This window comes from Allobosea sp. Leaf344, assembly GCF_001426225.1.
Taxonomy (GTDB): Bacteria; Pseudomonadota; Alphaproteobacteria; order Rhizobiales; family Beijerinckiaceae; genus Allobosea.
The window spans coordinates 92,923-112,002 of the sequence record NZ_LMRT01000013.1; the positions used below are offsets into that span (position 1 = coordinate 92,923).

General features: G+C 68.7%; 16 protein-coding genes and 1 pseudogene. 5 read left to right on the plus strand and 12 right to left on the minus strand.

Annotated elements, in window-relative coordinates:
- Positions 1 to 1,201: 1,201 nt before the first annotated feature.
- The gene (locus ASG72_RS09080) at positions 1,202 to 2,911 is read right to left on the minus strand and encodes a hypothetical protein (protein ID WP_056711327.1); all 1,710 of its coding nucleotides are present in this window, start codon (positions 2,909 to 2,911) and stop codon (positions 1,202 to 1,204) included.
- A 214-nt stretch (positions 2,912 to 3,125) separates the two neighbouring features.
- Between ASG72_RS09080 and ASG72_RS09085 the strand changes: the two genes are divergently transcribed.
- On the plus strand, positions 3,126 to 4,526 hold the full coding sequence (locus ASG72_RS09085; protein ID WP_056711329.1) for a DUF2793 domain-containing protein: 1,401 nt from the start codon (positions 3,126 to 3,128) through the stop codon (positions 4,524 to 4,526).
- A gap of 23 nt (positions 4,527 to 4,549) precedes the next feature.
- Here the strand turns inward: ASG72_RS09085 and ASG72_RS09090 are convergent, their stop codons facing one another.
- From ASG72_RS09090 to ASG72_RS09100, 3 genes are read right to left on the minus strand one after another with little or no spacing between them, the layout of a single operon-like run.
- On the minus strand, positions 4,550 to 5,467 hold the full coding sequence (locus ASG72_RS09090) for a 3-hydroxyacyl-CoA dehydrogenase NAD-binding domain-containing protein (protein ID WP_056711331.1): 918 nt from the start codon (positions 5,465 to 5,467) through the stop codon (positions 4,550 to 4,552).
- A 30-nt stretch (positions 5,468 to 5,497) separates the two neighbouring features.
- Complete coding sequence (locus tag ASG72_RS09095; RefSeq protein WP_056711333.1) at positions 5,498 to 6,472, minus strand: tripartite tricarboxylate transporter substrate binding protein; 975 nt, start codon at positions 6,470 to 6,472, stop codon at positions 5,498 to 5,500.
- Positions 6,473 to 6,525: 53 nt separating this feature from the next.
- Entirely contained in the window at positions 6,526 to 8,241 is a 1,716-nt protein-coding gene (locus tag ASG72_RS09100) for an IlvD/Edd family dehydratase (RefSeq protein WP_244488753.1), read from the minus strand.
- A 67-nt stretch (positions 8,242 to 8,308) separates the two neighbouring features.
- Here ASG72_RS09100 and ASG72_RS09105 point away from each other — a divergent pair, with 67 nt between their 5' ends.
- Positions 8,309 to 8,989, plus strand: a complete 681-nt coding sequence (locus ASG72_RS09105; protein WP_056711336.1) for a GntR family transcriptional regulator — start codon at positions 8,309 to 8,311, stop codon at positions 8,987 to 8,989.
- 353 nt (positions 8,990 to 9,342) lie between these two features.
- Here ASG72_RS09105 and ASG72_RS09110 read toward each other — a convergent pair whose 3' ends face one another.
- The 5 genes from ASG72_RS09110 to ASG72_RS09130 form a co-directional block, all read right to left on the minus strand.
- The gene (locus tag ASG72_RS09110) at positions 9,343 to 10,080 is read right to left on the minus strand and encodes an FkbM family methyltransferase (protein WP_056711338.1); all 738 of its coding nucleotides are present in this window, start codon (positions 10,078 to 10,080) and stop codon (positions 9,343 to 9,345) included.
- Positions 10,077 to 10,829: an SDR family oxidoreductase gene (locus ASG72_RS09115; protein WP_056711340.1), complete on the minus strand. Its 753-nt coding sequence runs from the start codon at positions 10,827 to 10,829 to the stop codon at positions 10,077 to 10,079. Before ASG72_RS09115 ends, ASG72_RS09110 begins: the two co-directional genes overlap by 4 nt.
- Before the next feature lie 100 nt (positions 10,830 to 10,929).
- Positions 10,930 to 11,409 carry a 30S ribosomal protein S9 gene (rpsI, locus tag ASG72_RS09120; protein WP_056711342.1) on the minus strand — a complete coding sequence of 160 codons (480 nt, stop codon included), beginning with the start codon at positions 11,407 to 11,409 and terminating at the stop codon, positions 10,930 to 10,932.
- A gap of 2 nt (positions 11,410 to 11,411) precedes the next feature.
- Positions 11,412 to 11,873, minus strand: coding sequence for a 50S ribosomal protein L13 (gene rplM / locus ASG72_RS09125; RefSeq protein WP_056711344.1), 462 nt, complete (start codon positions 11,871 to 11,873; stop codon positions 11,412 to 11,414).
- A gap of 172 nt (positions 11,874 to 12,045) precedes the next feature.
- The gene (locus ASG72_RS09130; protein ID WP_056711346.1) at positions 12,046 to 12,486 is read right to left on the minus strand and encodes a PaaI family thioesterase; all 441 of its coding nucleotides are present in this window, start codon (positions 12,484 to 12,486) and stop codon (positions 12,046 to 12,048) included.
- Between the two features lie 153 nt (positions 12,487 to 12,639).
- Between ASG72_RS09130 and ASG72_RS21120 the strand changes: the two are divergent.
- From ASG72_RS21120 to ASG72_RS09140, 3 genes and pseudogenes are all read left to right on the plus strand, one after another.
- Positions 12,640 to 13,452: pseudogene (locus tag ASG72_RS21120) on the plus strand (enoyl-CoA hydratase); the annotation flags it as partial.
- Between the two features lie 36 nt (positions 13,453 to 13,488).
- Complete coding sequence (locus tag ASG72_RS21125) at positions 13,489 to 14,016, plus strand: CoA-binding protein (protein WP_200939930.1); 528 nt, start codon at positions 13,489 to 13,491, stop codon at positions 14,014 to 14,016.
- A gap of 151 nt (positions 14,017 to 14,167) precedes the next feature.
- Positions 14,168 to 15,445 carry an O-acetylhomoserine aminocarboxypropyltransferase gene (locus ASG72_RS09140; RefSeq protein WP_056711347.1) on the plus strand — a complete coding sequence of 426 codons (1,278 nt, stop codon included), beginning with the start codon at positions 14,168 to 14,170 and terminating at the stop codon, positions 15,443 to 15,445.
- A gap of 141 nt (positions 15,446 to 15,586) precedes the next feature.
- Here the strand turns inward: ASG72_RS09140 and araD are convergent, their stop codons facing one another.
- The 3 genes from araD to ASG72_RS09155 all read right to left on the minus strand — a co-directional run bounded on the left by araD (position 15,587) and on the right by ASG72_RS09155 (position 19,032).
- Complete coding sequence (gene araD / locus ASG72_RS09145) at positions 15,587 to 17,317, minus strand: L-arabinonate dehydratase (RefSeq protein ID WP_056711349.1); 1,731 nt, start codon at positions 17,315 to 17,317, stop codon at positions 15,587 to 15,589.
- 112 nt (positions 17,318 to 17,429) lie between these two features.
- Positions 17,430 to 18,347 carry a dihydrodipicolinate synthase family protein gene (locus ASG72_RS09150; protein WP_056711350.1) on the minus strand — a complete coding sequence of 306 codons (918 nt, stop codon included), beginning with the start codon at positions 18,345 to 18,347 and terminating at the stop codon, positions 17,430 to 17,432.
- Positions 18,337 to 19,032 carry a GntR family transcriptional regulator gene (locus ASG72_RS09155; RefSeq protein ID WP_244488754.1) on the minus strand — a complete coding sequence of 232 codons (696 nt, stop codon included), beginning with the start codon at positions 19,030 to 19,032 and terminating at the stop codon, positions 18,337 to 18,339. The genes ASG72_RS09150 and ASG72_RS09155 overlap by 11 nt, the downstream gene beginning before the upstream one ends.
- Positions 19,033 to 19,080: the final 48 nt, after the last annotated feature.

A 19,080-nucleotide genomic window follows, 5' to 3' on the forward strand; every position in this document is an offset into this window, starting at 1 on the left:
GCGGCGGCGATCATCTGCTCCCATTTCGAGACCACGCCCCCCACCGAGAGCATGGCTTCGGCGAGGCTGCTGGCGTTGCGCGCGGTGAAGTGCAGGCCGGTGACGCCCGGCAGCACCTTTTCCGCCATGCCGCCGATATCGGAGACGATCGGCACGCGGCCGGCGAGATAGGCCTCCTGGATCACCAGCGGCGAATTCTCCCACCAGATCGAGGGGATGACGATGTAGCCCGATTGCTGCATCAGCGCGAAGACGTGCTGCGGCTCGTAGACGCCCTGGAACTGCAGCGCGGCGCCGAGCTGGTCGACGGTCGGCCCCCAATGCGCCCCGAAGGTCTCGATGAACTTCGCCTTGTTGCAGCCATGCACGACGAAATTCAGGTCGCGCCGCCCGCCGGCGATCACCCGGGCGGCGGCGCCGACGAAGACGTCGATGCCCTTGAAGGGGGTCGGCTGGCCGAAGAAGGCGAAGCTGCGCGACAGCGCCTGCGCATCCCGGAGCGCAACGTTGGGCGGGGCGCGCTCATGGCCGTTCTCGATGATGTAGATGTCCTTGCCATAGCCGTTCTGGGCCACGCGCCGCGCCAGGAACTCGCTGGGGCTGACGACGATGTCGAACATGTCGAGAAGGTCGAGGAAGAGTTCGCGCCGCGCCCGGAAATGGTCGCGATTATGCTGGGGAAAGCAGAGGTGGCAGTCGATGTCCGACGCCTTGGTGCAGAGCGCGTTCGAGCCGGTCTTGACCATCTGCCCGTCGCGAAAGCAGATCGAGAGATATTCGTGCAGGGTGATGCCGAACTGGATCTGCGGGCAGCGCATGCGCAGGGCCAGGATGACGTTGAGCCCGATATTCCAGAAATGATGGAAATGCGCGATCTCGATGCCGCGCTCCTCCAGCAGCTGCGCCAGGCGCTCGACCACCTGCGCGGGGCGATGCCAATTGGTCTGGAAGAAGCCTTCGAACTGGCGCACCGGGAAGATGTATTCGCGCGGCTCGTATTCGATCAGCGTCTCGTCGGGATGAAACACCGAGACATTGGGTTTCAGGTCGAGATTGATCGCGGCGACGAAGATGGCGTCATGCCCGTCCTCGACCAGCGCCCTGTAGGAGTTATAGGCGACGATCTCGCCGCCGCCGCGCGTGTAGAAGGGGTGGGAATGCGAGAAGACGGCGATGCGCCGGCTCCGGCGGCTGCGGATGCTCATGCGGACAGCTCGCGATAGAGGCGCAGGAACCGGGCTTCCGCCTCGTCCTGCTGGCGGTAGCTCGACAGGCTGTCGAGCCTGATCACGCCGAGGCGGGAATCGGTCACCGCCCGGCGGATCACCTCGCGGAACAGCAGCGCCGGCAGCGGCGGCGTCCAATGCCTCGCCAGGCCCAGCACGCTGCTGGAAGGCGCGACCAGGGGCACGAAGAAATCGAGATAGGCTTCGCTGGCGTCGCCCTCCGCGCCGCTCTCCGGCGCCTTGCCGGGCAAAGCGAGCATGCGCCGCAGGGCGCCGACCTGCTCCTCCCTCACGGTGCGGGGCGTGATCAGCCAATGGGTGGCCTGCGGGGCGCGCTGTGCCGCCGCACCGGCGAAGGCCGCGACGGGGTCGCCGCGCAGCAGCGTCGCGCAGGAGAGGAACAGGACGTTGTCGTGCGGTTCCAGCGCCGCCGCTTCCAGCCCCTCCACCAGGGTTTCCGCGTAATGGGTGCTGCCGCCGCTGCGGTCGCGCGGAGCGAGCAGCGCCATGCCTGAGCGGATCGTCTCGGGATCGGTGACGGCGATCAGCTTCAGCCCGGCCGCTTCCACCCGGGCCAGCGACGCGACGATCAGGCCGCGGCACGGGTTGTCGTGGCGGAAATCGACCAGGCAGATCGCGGCGATCGCGGGGGCAGCGCGCGGTGGCGCCGGCGAGGCGGGGCAAGGCAGGGCCGGGCGGCTGAAGAAGGCCAGCAGCGCGCGATGCGCCTGCGGCTCGATGCGGGCGCGATCTCCGATGCAGGCGACGAAGGAATTGCGCCAGGCGGTCGGAGAGACCTGTTGCGGGGAGAGCCGCAGCCAGTGCCGGGCCCCGCCATGCTGGATCTCCAGGACGGGGCTCGCGGCGCCCCGGATTTGCCGGGGCTGCGACTGGCCGATGATGAAGAAGCCCGGCCGCTTCAACCCGCCCGCACCGGGCGAGGCGATGTCGTCGCGCAGCGCCGCCTGGTCGATCACCTGGTAGCGCAGCAGGGCCGCCTCGGTCAGCACGACGCGGATCGACGGGGCGCGCGCCGCGCCCGCATTCTTCATCCAGCCCTCGATGAACAACTGGCCGTCATCGGCGAGCAGCTTGATGTCGAAGCCGTAGGAGAGGCCGCCGGCCTGGCCGCTGCCTTCGAGATAGGGCAGCTCGTCCAGCCAATCGCCATAATCGGGACCGCCCGCAGCGCCGTCGGCTTGCCGCAGCAGGCCGGACTGGCCGAGCAGATGCGCGATCTCGAATTGCAGCTCCGGCGACGCGCCGGCGAAAAAATCCGCGAACGCGTCTGTACTGGCGGCCGAGAGCGTCACCCGGCTGCGCGCCGCGCCCTTGGCGCTGACCAGGAGGCGCAGCCCTGGCAAGCCGGGCGTCGCGGAGAACAACGCCAGGAAGCCGCGCTTGAACCCGGCCTTGCGGCCGGATTCCAGGAAGTCCGGGAGATCGGGGCGGGGGAGCCAATGGCAGGCGGTGGCCGAGGCCCGGCTATTGGCGGTCCCGGCGCGCCACAGCAAGTCGGGCTCCGCCTCCTCCTCTCCGAGGATCCAGCCGCAGGCGAGGTGCAGCGTGTCATGGACCTGGCCCAGGAAGTCGATCGCGCCGGAAAAAGCCGACGGACGGGGATCCGCCGCCCTCGCGGCGCGCGGCTCGGCGGCAGGGATGAACTCAATCGGCTCGAGGGACAAGGATCGCGCTCAGTTTCTCGTCATTGACGTTACGTCATCTACGGTGTTGAGGCGCGATCATTCAATATAAATCGTACAAAACTGCCGCGATGTTGCATATATGCTGCGACGGCGGAGGACCTTTCCACGCGGCGGGGCTGGCTTATCCCCGGTGGCGGGTCAGCGGCGGATAATGCCCCCCGATCGCGCATCGTCGCGCCGCTCGCGAGGTCCCATGTCCGTCACACCGCGGCTTTCCCTGCCCCTGCTCGCCGCCGGGCAGGCCCAGAAACACGTCACCCATAACGACGCGCTGACGCGGCTCGACGCTCTGATCCAGCTTTCCGTGATCAGCCGCTCGCAGGCCGCGCCGCCGGCCGCGCCCGCCGAGACTGCAGCCTATCTGGTGCCGCCGAGCGGGGCGGGCGTCTTCGCCGGGCGGGAGAACCAGCTCGCTCTGTTCGAGGATGGTGGCTGGAGCTTCCTGCAGCCGCGCAAGGGCTGGCTATGCTGGGTCGAGGACGAGGCGGAGCTGCAGATCTGGACCGGGAGCCTCTGGCGCCGGGCGAGCCCGCTCAGCAGCGAAGGCGCCAGCCTCTGGGGCGTCAATGCCAGCGCCGACGAGACCACGCGGCTCGCCGTCTCGGCGGCGGCGAGCCTGTTCAACCATGCCGGCGCCGGCCACCAGCTCAAGCTCAACAAGGCGGGGCCGGCCGACACCGTCAGTCTCCTGATGCAGACCGGCTGGTCGGGGCGGGCGGAGATCGGCCTCGCCGGCGATGACGATCTGCATGTCAAGGTGAGCAGCGACGGCACCGCCTGGCGCGAGGCGCTGGTGATCGACCACGCCTCCGGCCGGGTCAGCCTGCCGGCGACGCCCTGGGCGCAGGAGCGGGCGCAGCCCAATCTGCTGGTCAATGGCGACATGCAGATCAACCAGCGCGGCTTCGCGGGCGGTGCGCTCGCTGCCGGTTCCTATGGCTATGATCGCTGGAAGGCCGGGCCGGCCGGCGCGTCGCTCGCCCGCTCCGGCCCGGCTCTGACGCTGGCCTCGGGCATGATCGTGCAGATCGTCGAGCCGGCGCTCTGGGGCCTCGCCACCTTCGCGGGCATGGCGCTGACGCTATCGGTCGAGGCGCTGTCGGGGGCGGCGCTGGACGTCGGCTTCGGGGGTGCGAGCGGACGGCTCGAACCCGCGGAGGGCTGGTCGAGCCTAAGCCTGGTGCCGCCGGCGGGGGATGACGGGCCGCTGATGCTGCGCCTGGCGAGCCCGGCCGGAGCCGCCCGCTTCCGGCGGGTCAAGCTCGAGCCCGGCCGGCATGCGACGGGGTGGTCGCTGCGCAGCCTGCCGGATGAGGAGCGCCTCTGCCGGCGCTATTATTGGCGGCGCCCCGGCTTATTGCTGCTGGACGGCTACCAGGATGCAGGCGCCGGCATCCGCCAGGAGATCGCCTTGCCGCTGCCGATGCGGAGCCTGCCGGCGATCGGCTTCACCCTCGCCAAAGCCGTCAATCTCCAGGGCGAGGGCAGGATCACCGCGCAATCTGCGGAGACGGCCGTGGCGATGCTGACGGCGGCCGCCACCGGGCGGGTCGCGGCCGAATTCTCGGCGATCGTCTTCGACAGCGAATTGTGAGCGTCGCCGCAGGCGGGCGGGCTCTACTCGCTGACCAGCTTGCGCGCCTTGAGCAGCGCCATCAGACCGTCGTCGCGCCTCGCTTCCAGCTCGGGGATGCTGCGGCCCGCGGCCTCCTCGGCCACGCCGTCGATGATCGCCTGCCGCACGCCCTCGTCGAGCGACGGCTTGCCGAGCGATTCCCAGCGCTTGAGCTGGCTCGGGCCGAGATGGGCGAGGTAGCCGGCGATGCCGCCGGCCCCGCCACCGAGATGATAGGTCATGTGCGGGCCCATCAGCGCCCAGCGCAGGCCGGGACCGTTGCAGAGCGCGGCGTCGATGTCGGCGACGCTGGCGACGCCCTGTTCGACGAGGTAGACGGCCTCCTGATACAGGGCGGAAGCCAGCCGGTTGGCGATATGGCCGGGCATCTCCTTGTTCATGATCACCGGCCGGCGGCCCTGGGCGCGGTAATAGGCGGCGGCGGTCTCGACGACCTCGCGATCCTCTCCCACCAGCTCGACCAGCGGCACGAGATGCGGCGGGTTGAACGGATGGGCGACGATGACGCGGCGCGGCTCGGGACAATCCGCGACGATGGCGCTGCGCACCAGCGCCGAGGTGCTGCTGGCGATGATCGCGTCCGGCGGGCTGGCGCGCTGGATCTCGCGCAGCAGGCCGCGCTTGACGGCCTCGTTCTCCGGCCCGTTCTCCTGCACGAACTGCGCCCCTGCGAGGGCCGAGGCCAGATCCGTCGAGAAGCGGATCTCGCCTTGCCCGGTCAGGCCGAGCTCGGCCAGCTGGCCCTTGGCGCGGGTGACATAGGCGCGGAATTTCGGCTCCGCCTTGGCGGCCGGATCATAGGCTGAGACGGCCAGGCCATGGGCCGAGGCGAGAGCCGCCCAGCTCGCGCCGATCATGCCGGAGCCGACGATGGCGAGTTGTGTGATCGGTCCTGGCATGGCTCCGGCCTCTCCGTTTGCTCTGCGAGCTCACTCGGCCTTCAGGCCGGTGGCCTTGATCAGCTCGCCCCATTTCTTCATTTCGCTGTCGATCAGCGCGCTGGCCTCGGCCGAGGTGCCGGGTTTCGGCGTCACCCCCTGCAGCTTCATCGCCTCCAGCGCCTTGGGGCTCTTCAGCGCCTTGCCGATCTCGGCGTTGAGCCGGTCGAGAATGGGCTGCGGCGTACCCGCCGGCGCCAGCACGCCGAACCAGGAGCCGATCTCGAAATCGGGCAGCCCCTGCGCGATCGCCGTCGGGTAGTCCGGCATGAAGGGGGAGGGCTCGCGGCCCGTGGTGGCGATCGCCTTCAGCGAGCCGGCATTCACATGCTGCAGCACGGAGGGGATGGTGTCGAACATCACCTTGACCTGGCCGCCGATCATATCCGTCATCGCCGGGCCGGAGCCGCGATAGGGGACATGGCCGAGCTTGGTCCCGGCGCGGGCGTTGAACATCTCGCCCGCCAGATGCTGCGGCGAGCCATTGCCGGAGGATGCGTAGTTGAACTCGTCGGGCTTGGCCTTGGCGAGCGCGATCAGCTCGGGAATGGTCTTGGCCTGGACGGAGGGGTGGACGACCAGAGCGAGGCCGACCGTGCCGGCCAGCGTCACCGGAACGAAATCCTTCTTCAGGTCGAAGCCGGGCTTGGCCTGCAGGTTCATGTTGATGGAATGGCTGGTGAGCGCGCCCATCAGCAGCGTGTAGCCGTCCGGAGCCGAGCGGGCGACCGCCGCCGCTCCGATGCTGCCGGCGGCGCCGGCGCGGTTTTCAACGACGACGCGCTGGCCGATGCTCTGCGACAGCTCTTCGGCGATGACGCGGCCGATGATGTCGGTGGCGCCGCCCGGCGCATAGGGCACCAGCAGCGTGATCGGCTTGCTCGGATAGGCCTGGGCCAGGGCCGGCGCCGCGGCTGCGAGGGCGAGGGCGGCGATGGCGCCGCCGAGAAAAGTCCGCTTCAACATGGGTTCATCCTCGGGGTTGGGGGTCGGGCCGGTTCGGCCGGCCGTCGATTTTCTCAGCAGAAGTCGAAATCGCAGCCCTCATCGGCCTGCAGCACGCTGCCGAGATAGAGGCCGCGATAGCCGCGGGCGGGTTCCGTCAGATGCGCCGGCGGCGTGAACTCGCTCTTGCGCCGCTCCAGCTCGGCGGCGTCGACCAGGAGCTCGATGCGCCGCGCCGGCACGTCGAGGCTGATCATGTCGCCGTCGCGCACCAGGCCGAGCGGGCCGCCCACGGCGGATTCCGGGGTGATGTGCAGGACGATGGTGCCGAAGGCGGTGCCGCTCATCCGCGCATCGGAGATGCGGACCATGTCCTTCACGCCGGCCTGGGCGAGCTTTTTGGGGATCGGGAGATAGCCGGCTTCCGGCATGCCGGGCGCGCCCTTTGGGCCGGCATTGCGCAGCACCAGCACGTCCTGCGCCGTAACGTCCAGCGCCGGGTCGTCCATGCGATTGACCATGTCCTCGACGGAGTCGAAGACCACCGCCCGGCCGGTATGAGTGAGCAGCGCCGGCGAGGCGGCGGAATGCTTGATGACCGCACCGCCCGGCGCCAGATTGCCGCGCAGCACGGCCATGCCGCCGGTCTGCTTCAGCGGCGCGTCGGCGCTGCGGATGATGGTCTGGTTGGGGACCATCTCGGCCGCGTCGGCGATCGCGCCGATGGTTTGGCCGGAGACGGTCATCGCGTCGCGTTCGAGATGGGCGCCCAATTCCTTCAGCAGCCTGGGCATGCCGCCGGCCCAGTGGAAATGCTCCATGTAATGATCGCCCGAGGGCTTGAGATCGATCAGCACCGGCACCTCGCGGCCGATCCTGTCGAACTCCTCGAGATCGATCCCGAGCCCGGCCCGGCGCGCGATCGCGGCGAGATGCACCAGCCCGTTGGTCGAGCCGCCGATCGCCTGCAGCACCACCATGGCGTTGCGGAAGGCGGCGCGGGTCAGGAGCTCGCTCGGCTTCGGCCCGTTCTTCGCCAAGGCGACGGCCTGGCGGCCGCTGGCTTCGGCCGCGCGGATGCGGTCGGCATGGGTGGCGGGGATGGTGCCCGTGCCCGGCAGGGCGATGCCCATCGCCTCGACCAGGCAGCCCATGGTCGAGGCCGTGCCCATGACCATGCAGGTGCCCTGCGTCGGCGCGAGCCGCCCGCTCAGCACCTCGATCTCGGCCTCGTCGATGGTGCCCGCCCGGTGCTGGCCCCAGAGGCGCCGGCAATCGGTGCAGGCGCCGAGGATCTCGCCCTTGTGGTGGCCGACGAGCATCGGCCCGGTGATCAGCTGGATCGCGGGGATATCGGCGGAGACGGCGCCCATCAGCTGGGCCGGCACGGTCTTGTCGCAACCGCCGATCAGCACGACGGAATCCATCGGCTGCGCCCGGATCATCTCCTCGGTGTCGATCGCCATCAGATTGCGCAGGAACATCGAGGTCGGGTTGGAGAAGCTTTCATGGATGGAGATGGTCGGGAACTCCATCGGCAGCCCGCCGGCCAGCATCACCCCGCGCTTCACCGCCTCGATCAGCCGCGGCACATTGCCATGGCACGGGTTGAAGTCGCTGAAAGTGTTGGTGATCCCGATGATCGGCCGATCCAGCGCGTCGTCGGAGAACCCGGCCGCCTTGATGAAGGCCTTGCGCAGGAACAGGGAGAAGCCGGGATCGCCATAGCTGGCGAGATTGCGGCGCATGCCGGCGGCGGACGGCTTTTTCGGTGCATCGGAGCTGGTCATGCCCGGAAGAGACTTGCTGTGGCCGTGATTGTCAACAATTCTGTTGCCAAGCTGAGAGGATCCGTCGATGACCCCGATCGCCCTGCCGCCGGCCAATGCGGAACGAATGCGCGCCGTCGCCGGCACGATCGAGGAGGAGATCGTGCTCGGCTGGCTGCTGCCGCGCGAGCGGCTGATCGAGGAGGATCTGGCGGCGCGTTTCGGGGTGAAGCGCCATCTGGTGCGCGAGGCGCTGGCCGAGCTGGAGCGGGTCGGGCTGGTCGAGCGGATCCCGAACCGGGGCGCGGCGGTGAAGCTGCTCGAGCCCGAGGCGGTCCGGCAGATCTATTCCGTCCGCGAGGCGCTGGAGACGTTGGCGGCCGAGCAGATCCGGCTGCCGGCCGCGCCCGAGGTCCTGGCGGCGCTGCGCGAGATCCAGCAGCGCCATGCCGACGCCGTCGCGGCCGGCGATGCCCGCGCCGCCTTCCGTGCCAACATGGCCTTCCACGAGGCGCTCTTCGCGGCCTGCGGCAATCGCCATCTGCTCGAGCTGATCCAGATGATGGCGCAGAAGGTCCATGGCGCGCGCTCCTTCACGGCGGCGAGCCCGGAGCATCTGGCGCTGGCGCGGGACGAGCATTTCGCGATGATCGCGGCACTGGACGCTGCGGACCGGCCGCGCCTCGTCGCGCTCTGCCGCGCCCACCTGGCCCCCTCGCGCGACGCCTATATCGCGGCGGTGGAAAAGCGGCTGGGCGGGAGGTTATGATCCCGCTCACGTCATTGCGAGCGAAGCGAAGCAACCCAGATCGCAGAGCTCGACGCCCCCCGGGTTGCTTCGTCGCTATCGCTCCCTGCAATGACGGTGGCTTGCGCTGGTCGCGCCAGATATCGATCCTGCAACCGTCATTGCGAGCGCAGCGAAGCAACCCAGTGTCGTAGAGCGCCACGTCCCCCTGGGTTGCTTCGTCGCTATCGCTCCTCGCAATGACGGTGGCTTGCGCTGGTCGCGCTAAGTAACTGCAACCGTCATTGCGAGCGCAGCGAAGCAACCCAATCGCAGAGTGCTACGTCCCCCTGGTTTGCTTCGTCGCAATCGCTCCTCGCAATGACGGCGGATTTTCAATCCCGATACACGCTCTTCACATGCGCGTTGATCGCGGCGATGTCGGGCAGGGCGCCGGCATTGCGCGCGGCGAGATGCGCTTGGTGCCAGTACCAATCGTCGAAACCGACATTCAGCCTCGCATAGCCCGCCTCCGCCAGCAGGGCCCGCATCTGCTCGCGACGCGGCTCGACGAAATTATGCTCGATGGTGAAGAGCGCGATGCGGTGGCGGGCGAGGTCGATGGTGCGCAGGATGTCGAGTTCCGACCCCTCGGTGTCGAGCGAGACATAGTCGAAACCGTCGGCGCCGCGGCCATCGGCCGCCGCCATCTCGTCGAAGGTGATGCTGCGGACGGTGATCAACCCGTTGCGGCTGATTGCGTCGCGGCGATGCGCGGCATAGGCATCGGCCTCGGCATAGTCAGCCAGCGTGCCGATCTCCTCCGACGCGACGAAGCTGAGCAATTGTCCGGATTCGCGGTGCACCGCCCGCTCCAGGCAGCAGGCGCCGCGGCTCTGCGCCAGCCTTGCGAAGAGGATCGGGTTCGGCTCGACGAGCACGCCGGACCAGCCGTGATCGGTCTCGAGCTTCAGCGTGTTGCTGTGGAGCACCCCGTCGAAGGCTCCGATCTCGGCGAAGCGGCCGCCGCGGCGGCCATTGCACATCGCCAGCACCCAGCGCTCCTGCTCGATCTGCGAATGGGTCGGTGCCTCGAAGGCGGCGCGCCAGTCCTGGCCGGGAGAGGCGCTCATCGCCCGCCCGCCACGCGCAATATGATGCCGGTGGTATAGGCCGAGGCCTCGGAGAGCAGGAACAGCACCGCCTCGGCGATCTCCTGCGCGGTGGCGGCGCGCTGCAGCGGCACCATGGGCGCGATGCGCGCGACACGGCCGGGCTCGCCGGTCGACAAAGCGTGGATCTCGGTCTCGGTGATGCCGGGCGCCACCGCATTGACGCGGATGCCGTCCGGGGCCAGCTCCTTCGACAGGCCGATGGTCATGGTGTCGACGGCCCCCTTGGAGGCCGCATACCAGACATATTCGCCGGGCGAGCCCAAAGTCGCCGCGGCCGAGGAGATGGTGACGATCGCCCGGTTCCGCGCCTGCGCATTGGCGGCGAGCGCGCGCGCCGCCTCGCGCGCGACCAGCAGGGCGCCGGTGACGTTGACCTCGATGCAGGCGCGGATCACCGCGGTATCGGCCTGCGCCAGCCGGCTCGCCCGGCCGGTGATGCCGGCATTGCTGACGACCTGGCTGAGCGGCCCCAGCGCGGCCTGTGCCTCGGCGAAGACGCGGATGATGTCGGCTTCCTCGGCCATGTCGCCCTGCAGCGCCACGGCTTTCGTCCCGGCCTGGGTGCAGGCGGCGACGACGGCCTCGGCCGCCTCGGCGCTGGTCTGGTAGTTCACCGCGACGTCATAGCCGCGCTGCGCCGCCATCAGGCAGGTCGCGGCGCCGATGCCGCGGCTGCCGCCGGTGACCAGGAGAACGGGACGGGACATGGCTGGCTCCTCGGCGGGACGGTGTGATGCGGCGGCCAGTGAATACGAAAAGGGCGGCTCTTGCGAGCCGCCCTGTCCGAGACGATCGTGACTGACGCGATCAGCGCTTCGAGAACTGGAAGCTGCGGCGGGCCTTGGCCTTGCCGAACTTCTTGCGCTCGACGACGCGGGAGTCGCGGGTCAGGAAGCCTTCCTTCTTGAGCGGGCCGCGAAGCTCGGGCTCGTAGAAGGTCAGCGCCTTGGAGATGCCGTGACGGACGGCGCCGGCCTGGCCGGAGAGGCCGCCGCCCTTGACCGTGACGACGACGTCGTACTGGGTCATGCGGTCGACGAGCTGCAGCGGCTGCTGCAGCACCATGCGCAGCACGGGACGCGCGAAATACACGGTCTGGTCACGGGTGTTGACCGTGATCTTGCCGGTGCCGGGCTTGATCCAGACGCGGGCGATGGCGTTCTTGCGCTTGCCGGTGGCATAGGCGCGGCCCTGCGCATCGACCTTCTTGACGTGGACGGGCGCATCCGGCTGGGCGGTCTTGGCGACCTGGCCGAGCTGCTCGAGAGACTGAAGAACCTCGGCCATGATCAGACCCTCGCATTCTTGCGGTTGAGCGCGGCGACGTCGAGCGCCTCCGGCATTTGGGCAGCGTGGGGGTGCTCAGGACCCTTGTAAACGCGCAGATTGCCGAGGATCTGGCGGAAGAGCGGGCCGCGGGGCAGCATGCGCTCGACGGCCTTCTCGACGACGCGCTCCGGGAAGCGGCCCTCGAGAATGAACTTGGCGGAGCGTTCCTTGATGCCGCCGGCATAGCCGGTGTGGTGATAATAGACCTTCTGGTCGCGCTTGCGACCGGTCAGGACGACCTTCTCGGCATTGACGATCACGATATTGTCGCCGCAGTCGACATGCGGGGTGTAATTGGCCTTGTGCTTGCCGCGCAGGCGCATCGCCACGATGGTGGCGAGACGGCCGACGACGAGCCCGGAGGCGTCGATCACAACCCACTTTTTTTCGACATCGGCGGGCTTCAGCGACATGGTCTTCATCGCGGCACCCCTTCGGTGGCTTGAGAAAAAGGACAAGCCGCCGGGGACCGGCGGCGATGTGAGCCGGTGGATAGGGGCAGGGCGCCGCGCTGTCAAGCGATAGTCGAAGGCCGATCGCGGCAAAAACGCATTGTTTTCAGGGAAATGCGGCTAGAGGTATCAGGATACCGCGTCAGCGCCCGGCCGGGATCGAATAGGTGCCGGTGGCGTGGCAGACGAGCTCCTCCTCGCCCTGCGAGAACAGGCCGACCTCGCCGACCGCGAGCCGCTTGCCGAGTTTGAGCAGGCGCGCCTCCCCGATCAGCGCCGCCTGGCCGGGCTTGCGCAGGAAATTATAGTTGAGGCTGGTGGTGACGGCGAGGCCGACGGGCCCGATCTGGGCGAGGATCGCGACATAGAGCGCCAGATCCGCCAGCGCCATCATGGTCGGCCCGGAGATCGTGCCGCCCGGCCGCAAATGCTTCTCGTGATAGTCGCAGCGCAGCCGGGCCCGCATCGGCCCGACCTCCTCGACGAAATAGGTGCGCCCGCCATAATGGATCTGCGGAAAATGCCGGTCGAGAAACGCCTCGATCTCGGAAGCGGTCATCGCGGTGGGCTGGGCGGCGGTCATGGCGGCTTGTCCGGGCGGGAAGGGCGGGGCGCAGTCATCGCATGATGGGGGGCGAAACGTCCCAGGCACGATCCCCCTTGCAGCATGACTGCCCGGCCCCGACAATATGTGAAACCGCACAAGGGGCTGCGCGCCGCCCCGCCAGGATGGATCATGACCGTTCACCACGACGCCGCCACCGAGCCCGTCCTCCTGCGCAGCGATGCGGGCGGTATCGCGACGCTGACGCTCAACCGGCCGCAATCCCGCAATCCGCTCAGCGAGGCGATGCTGGCGGCGCTGAGCGACGCCTTCGACGCGATCGCGCGGGATCGCTCGGTGCGGGCCGTGATCCTGGCCGCGGCCGGGCCGGTCTTCTCGGCCGGGCATGATCTCAAGGAGATGACGGCGCATCGCGGCGATGGCGACCGCGGGCGCGGCTATTTCACGGAGATCCTCGGGCGCTGCTCGGCGATGATGCAGCAGATCACCGCCTTGCCGCAGCCGGTGATCGCCGCCGTCGAAGGCACGGCCACGGCAGCCGGCTGCCAGCTGGTGGCGAGCTGCGATCTGGCGGTGGCGGGGGAGGCGGCGAAGTTCTGCACGCCCGGCGTCCATATCGGCCTGTTCTGCTCGACCCCGATGGTGGCGCTGTCGCGCAATCTCGCCGGAAAGCACGCGCTGGAAATGCTGTTGCTGGGCGAGATGGTGCCGGCCGCGGAAGCCTGGCGGCTGGGGCTGGTCAACCGCGTGGTGCCGGCGGGCGGCGCGCTCGCCGAGGCGCAGCGCATGGCGGCGATCATCGCCTCGAAATCGCCGGCGACGCTGAAGATCGGCAAGCGGGCCTTCTATGCGCAGCGCGAGATGGGGCTGGGCGCGGCCTATGACCATGCCTCGGCGGTGATGGTGGAGAACATGCTGGCGCGGGATGCGGAGGAGGGCATCGGCGCCTTCATGGACAAGCGCGCCCCGGTCTGGGAGGGAGAGGCCACGCCGCCCGCGGCCTCGACCGGACACCGCCTGATGCATCACGAGAACTATCCCGACAGCCTGATCCGCGAGATACTCACCTCGGTGAAGCGCATCGCCCTGGTCGGCGCCTCGGCCAATGAGGCGCGCCCCTCCTGGATCGTCACCAAATACCTGCTGGATCGCGGCTATGACGTGGTGCCGGTCAATCCCGGCCTCGCCGGCCAGACCCTGCTCGGCAAGACGGTCTACGGCTCGCTGAAGGAGATCCCGGGGCCGGTCGACATGGTGGAGATCTTCCGCAATTCCGAGGCGGCGGGGCCGATCACCGACGAGGCGCTGGGGCTCGCGACCCCGCCGAAGGTGATCTGGATGCAGCTCTCGGTGCGCAACGACGCGGCGGCGGAACGCGCCGAGGCGAAGGGGCTGACCGTGATCATGAACCGCTGCCCCAAGATCGAATATGGCCGGATATCCGGCGAGATCGGCTGGCAGGGCATCAATTCCCGCATCCTCTCGTCGAAGAAGCCGGTGCTCGGGAAGGGTTTCCAGAAGCGGACGATTTTTGGCCCGGGGAGGTGAGGCCTGCTCGGCGCCGAGCGCGGGGCGAACGGCCCGCTTCCCGCTCTACTCGGCCGTGTCGCGCCGCCGGCCGCCCGGCTGATTGACGCCTCCCGCTTCGTTCTTTAAAAAGAACGCAGCGTCCATTCAGCAGGCATCAGGGGGATCGACCATGACCGACCGCGCACCGGGTTTCAACACGCTCGCCATCCACGCCGGTGCGGCGCCCGATGCCGCCACGGGCGCCCGCGCCACCCCGATCTACCAGACGACCAGCTTCGTCTTCGACGATGTCGACCATGCCGCCTCGCTGTTCGGTCTGCAGGCCTTCGGCAACATCTACACCCGCATCGGCAACCCCACCAATGCGGTGCTGGAGGAGCGCGTCGCGGCGCTGGAAGGCGGCACGGCGGCGCTCGCCGTGGCCTCCGGCCATGCGGCGGAATTCCTCTGCTTCCATGCGCTGCTGCAGCCGGGCGACGAGTTCGTGGCGGCCAAGAAGCTCTATGGCGGCTCGATCAACCAGTTCAACCATTCCTACAAGAATTTCGGCTGGAGCGTGATCTGGGCGGATTCCGACGATCTCGAGGCTTTCGCCGCGGCGGTGACGCCTAAGACCAAGGCGATCTTCATCGAGTCGATCGCCAATCCCGGCGGCGTGATCGTCGATATCGCCGGCATCGCGGCCATCGCCCGCAAGCACAACATCCCGCTGATCGTCGACAATACGATGGCCAGCCCCTATCTCATCCGCCCCTTCGAGCACGGCGCCGACATCGTCGTGCATTCGCTGACGAAATTCCTGGGCGGCCACGGCAATTCGATCGGTGGCATCATCGTCGACGGCGGCAGCTTCAACTGGGTCGGCGACGACCGATACCCGATGCTGTCCAAGCCGCGGCCGGAATATAACGGCATGGTGCTGGGCGAGACCTTCGGCAATTTCGCCTTCGCCATCGCGACCCGCGTGCTCGGCCTGCGCGACATGGGCCCGGCGCTCTCGCCCTTCAACGCCTTCATGATCCTGACCGGCATCGAGACGCTGCCGCTGCGCATGCAGCGCCATTGCGACAATGCGCTGGCCGTGGCGAAGCATCTCGCGCAGCACCCCGCCGTGGATTGGGTGAGCTATCCCGGGCTGGAAGGCGACAAATACAATGGGCTGGCGCGGCGCTATTCGCCGAAGGGCGCAGGTGCGGTCTTCACCTTCGGGCTGAAGGGGGGCTACGACGCCGGCGTCAAGCTGGTCTCCAGCCTCAAGCTGTTCTCGCATCTCGCCAATATCGGCGACACCCGCTCGCTGGTCATCCATCCGGCCTCGACCACCCATCGCCAGCTCAGCGACGCGCAGAAGACCGCCTCGGGCGCCGGGCCGGAGGTGGTGCGGCTCTCGATCGGGCTGGAAGATGTGCAGGACATCATCGACGATCTCGACCAGGCCCTGGCCTGAGCGCGGGCCGGGGGGCGGCGCGAGACGACGAGGCCGTCCGCGCGAGGAGCGTCGGCGACGCGGCAATCAGCGGGACAGGGCGTTGGGAGAGGGCGAGCGTCGGCCCTGGCTTGCTTCGCATGCGCTCGCAATGACGGATGATCAATGGATCTCCGGCTCGGGGATCCTGGCGGTGCCCTCGAGATAGTCGAAGTCGCAGCCCTTGTCGGCCTGGCGGATATGGGCGGCCGACATCTTGCCATAGCCGCGGGGATAGTCGCGCTGCGGCGGCGTCCAGGCTGCCAGCCTCGTCGCGATCTCGGCATCGGTGAGGTTGACGGCGATGCTGCGCGCCTCGACGTCGACGCTGATGATGTCGCCCGTCCGCACGGCCGCGAGCGGCCCGCGAATATAGGCCTCGGGCGCGACATGCAGCACGCAGGCGCCATAGCTGGTGCCGGACATCCGCGCATCCGAGATGCGCAGCATGTCGCGCACGCCCTGCTTCAGCAGTTTCTTCGGGATCGGCATCATGCCCCATTCCGGCATGCCGGGGCCGCCGACCGGGCCGCAATTCTTCAGCACCATCACGTGATCGGCGGTGACGTCCAGGCTCTCGTCGTTCACCGCCCGCATCATCGCGTCGTAATCCTCGAAGACCAGCGCCGGGCCGACATGGTCGAGCAGGCGCGGCTCGGCCGCCGACGGCTTGATGACGCAGCCATCGGGCGCGAGATTGCCCTTCAGCACGGCCAGCCCATTGGCGGTCGAGACCGGCCGGTCGAGCGGGCGGATGACGTTGTCGTCATAGACGGTGGCGAGCGCGATGGTCTGCGCCAGCGGCTGGCCGGTCACGGTCATGGCGTCGGTGTGCAGCCGGCTCTCCAACTGCTTGAGCAGCGCCGGGAGCCCGCCTGCATAGAAGAAATCCTCCATCAGGAAATCGCCCGACGGCCTGAGATTGGCGACCACCGGGACCTTGCGCGAGAAGGCGTCGAAATCATCGGGGGTCAGCGAGACGCCGGCGCGGCCGGCCATGGCGATGAGATGGATGATGGCGTTGGTCGAGCCGGCCACCGCCATATGCACGGTCAGCGCGTTCTCGAAGCTCTGGCGGGTGAGGATGCGGTCGGGGGTGAGATCCTCCCAGACCATCTCGACGATGCGCTTGCCGCTGGCGGCGGCCATGCGGGGATGGGCCGCATCGGCGGCGGGGATGGCGGAGGCGCCGGGCAGCGTCAGGCCCAGCACCTCGGCATGGCTCATCATCGTCGCCGCGGTGCCCATCACCATGCAGGTGCCATGCGAGCGGGCGATGCCGCTCTCCATCTCGCGCCACTGGCCGTCGGTGATGTTGCCGGCCTCCTTCTCCGCCCAGTATTTCCAGACATCGGCGCCGGAGCCCAGCACCTTGCCGGCCCAGTTGCCGCGCAGCATCGGGCCGGCCGGGACGAAGATGAAGGGCAGGCCGGCGCTGCAGGCGCCCATGATCAGCGCCGGGGTGGATTTGTCGCAGCCGCCGAGCAGCACGGCGCCGTCGAGCGGGTGGGAGCGGATCGATTCCTCCGTCTCCATCGCCAGGAAGTTGCGATAGAGCATGGTGGTCGGCTTCTGGTACTGCTCCGAGACCGACATCACCGGGATCTCGACGGGAAAGCCGCCGGCCGCCCAGACCGCGCGCTTCACCGCATCGGCGCGGTCGCGCAGATGGGTGTGGCAGGGGTTGATCTCGGACCAGGTGTTGATGATGCCGATGACCGGCTTGCCCATGAACTCCTCATGCGCGAACCCCATCTGCAGCGCGCGCGAGCGATGCCCGAAAGAGCGCAGATCGCTGGCGCCGAACCAGCGCTTCGAGCGCAGCATGTCGGGCGTCTTGCGGGGGTGGGACATCGGGCGTTTCCTTCGGGTGTTCTTCTCGGCGATCGACGCTGGTCGTCTCGGCTCGCAATCCGGGAGAGCCGGCCGCGCGCGGCGTCTCTCCGGAACGCGAATGGCGGGCGGGCTATTCCGCCGCCATCCGCACCGGGCTCCAGCCCGCGACGATGCGGCGCAATTCGGCGCGCTCGGCCTCGTTGAGCTCGGGCAGGCCGGGCAGGCGCACGGGGCCGACCTCGGTGCCGAGCAGCCCCAGCGCCTCCTTCACCACGGTGACATTGGCGCCGTTGCCGTATTTGGTGCGCAGGGTCTCGAAGCCGGCGATCGCATCGACCTCGCGGCGGGCACCGGCGAAATCCCCTGCCTCCAGCGCCCGCCAGACGGCGAGCGAGCGCGCCGGCGCGACATTGATCAGCCCGGAGGTGAAGCCGCGCGCGCCCAGCGCGTAGAACGGCGCCGCCCAGCCTTCCGCCAGGCCGCAGATCCAGTTTGCCTGCGTGCCCTGCGTGGCGCGGACGCATTCCGACAGCAGCATCATGTTGGCGGAGGCGAATTTGACGCCGGCGACATTGGCATGGGTGGCGACGCGGACGAGATCCGTCACGCCGATGGCGTCGGAGCGGATATAGGCGACCACCGGCAGGGTCAGCGCCTCGGCGATGGCGATGATGTAGTCGGCCTGGGATTGCGGCGCCGCGAAGGGATCGAGCGGGTGGTGGACCATCACCGCGTCGCAGCCCACACTCGCCGCGAGCCGGCCGGTGGACACCGCCTCGCGCAGCGAGCGGCCGATGCCGGCGGTGACCAGCGCCTTGCCGGCCGCGGCCTCGGCGGCGCAGGCATGGCTGCGCACCACCTCTTCCGTCGTCATCGGGTAGAATTCCCCGGTATTGCCGGCCGAGACGATGTTGTGGATGCCGGCCTCGGCAATCGCCCTGACGATGCGCCCGGTCAGCGCCCAATCGGCCTCGCCATCCGCCTTCCAGGCGGTGACATGGACGCCGGAAATGCCGCGCAAGGCGGCGCGTACGGTCTCAGAGGTCATAGGCCAATCCTTCTGCGTCGGCGCCGAACACCTGCTTCACATGGCTCTTGGCCGAGCGAACGATGTGACGGCGCATTCTCTGCTCGGCCAGGGCCGGGTCGCGCGCGGCGAGGGCCTGGAAGATCGAGCGGTGCTCCTCGAATCCCTGATCGCGTTCCGCCGGCTCGCTGAGCAGGGCGATGCGCTGGGCGTGGTCGTACATGCGCTGGCCGTCGAGCCGCCGCTCGAGATAGGCGCAGCCCGAAATCCGGTGGATCGCGCCGTGATAGGCCTCGTTCAGCGTCACCAGATCCTCGAGCGCGCTGTGGCGCGTGGCGTGGTCCATATCGGCGATCAGCCCGTCCAGCTCGGCGATGTCGGCCGGGGCGATGCGATTGGCGGCGATATGCGCCATCACGCTTTCCAGCGCGGCGCGGCCCAGCGCCATCTCCAAAGCCTGGCCCGGCGAGAACTCTACGAAGACGCCGCGCCGCGCCTCGGTGCGCACCAGACCCTCGCTCTCCAGCTTGCGGATCGCGTCCTTGACCGGGGTCGTGCTGACGCCGAGCATCTCGGCCAGGGCGCGCTCGTTCAGCCGCTCGCCATGGCGGAACCGCCCGGCGACGATCGCGCGGCGCAGGCGCTCATGCACATGCTCGCGGAGCGAGCGCAGCAGATGCGGCGAAACTGGTTCGATATGGTCCATCACGGGTCCGGTCAGCGAGGCTTGGCGACGTTTTGCGCAATCTGCCCC

What these genes read in the sequence shown, in the direction of transcription:
- rpsI (WP_056711342.1), bottom strand. Translation starts at nt 11,409, where the DNA reads ATGGCCGAGGTTCTTCAGTCTCTCGAGCAGCTCGGCCAGGTCGCCAAG.
- ASG72_RS09130 (WP_056711346.1), bottom strand. Translation starts at nt 12,486, where the DNA reads ATGACCGCCGCCCAGCCCACCGCGATGACCGCTTCCGAGATCGAGGCG.
- rplM (WP_056711344.1), bottom strand. Translation starts at nt 11,873, where the DNA reads ATGAAGACCATGTCGCTGAAGCCCGCCGATGTCGAAAAAAAGTGGGTT.
- ASG72_RS09140 (WP_056711347.1), top strand. Translation starts at nt 14,168, where the DNA reads ATGACCGACCGCGCACCGGGTTTCAACACGCTCGCCATCCACGCCGGT.
- ASG72_RS09085 (WP_056711329.1), top strand. Translation starts at nt 3,126, where the DNA reads ATGTCCGTCACACCGCGGCTTTCCCTGCCCCTGCTCGCCGCCGGGCAG.
- ASG72_RS09155 (WP_244488754.1), bottom strand. Translation starts at nt 19,032, where the DNA reads ATGGACCATATCGAACCAGTTTCGCCGCATCTGCTGCGCTCGCTCCGC.
- ASG72_RS09150 (WP_056711350.1), bottom strand. Translation starts at nt 18,347, where the DNA reads ATGACCTCTGAGACCGTACGCGCCGCCTTGCGCGGCATTTCCGGCGTC.
- ASG72_RS09115 (WP_056711340.1), bottom strand. Translation starts at nt 10,829, where the DNA reads ATGTCCCGTCCCGTTCTCCTGGTCACCGGCGGCAGCCGCGGCATCGGC.
- ASG72_RS09095 (WP_056711333.1), bottom strand. Translation starts at nt 6,472, where the DNA reads ATGTTGAAGCGGACTTTTCTCGGCGGCGCCATCGCCGCCCTCGCCCTC.
- ASG72_RS09100 (WP_244488753.1), bottom strand. Translation starts at nt 8,241, where the DNA reads ATGACCAGCTCCGATGCACCGAAAAAGCCGTCCGCCGCCGGCATGCGC.
- ASG72_RS09110 (WP_056711338.1), bottom strand. Translation starts at nt 10,080, where the DNA reads ATGAGCGCCTCTCCCGGCCAGGACTGGCGCGCCGCCTTCGAGGCACCG.
- araD (WP_056711349.1), bottom strand. Translation starts at nt 17,317, where the DNA reads ATGTCCCACCCCCGCAAGACGCCCGACATGCTGCGCTCGAAGCGCTGG.
- ASG72_RS09105 (WP_056711336.1), top strand. Translation starts at nt 8,309, where the DNA reads ATGACCCCGATCGCCCTGCCGCCGGCCAATGCGGAACGAATGCGCGCC.
- ASG72_RS21125 (WP_200939930.1), top strand. Translation starts at nt 13,489, where the DNA reads ATGCATCACGAGAACTATCCCGACAGCCTGATCCGCGAGATACTCACC.
- ASG72_RS09090 (WP_056711331.1), bottom strand. Translation starts at nt 5,467, where the DNA reads ATGCCAGGACCGATCACACAACTCGCCATCGTCGGCTCCGGCATGATC.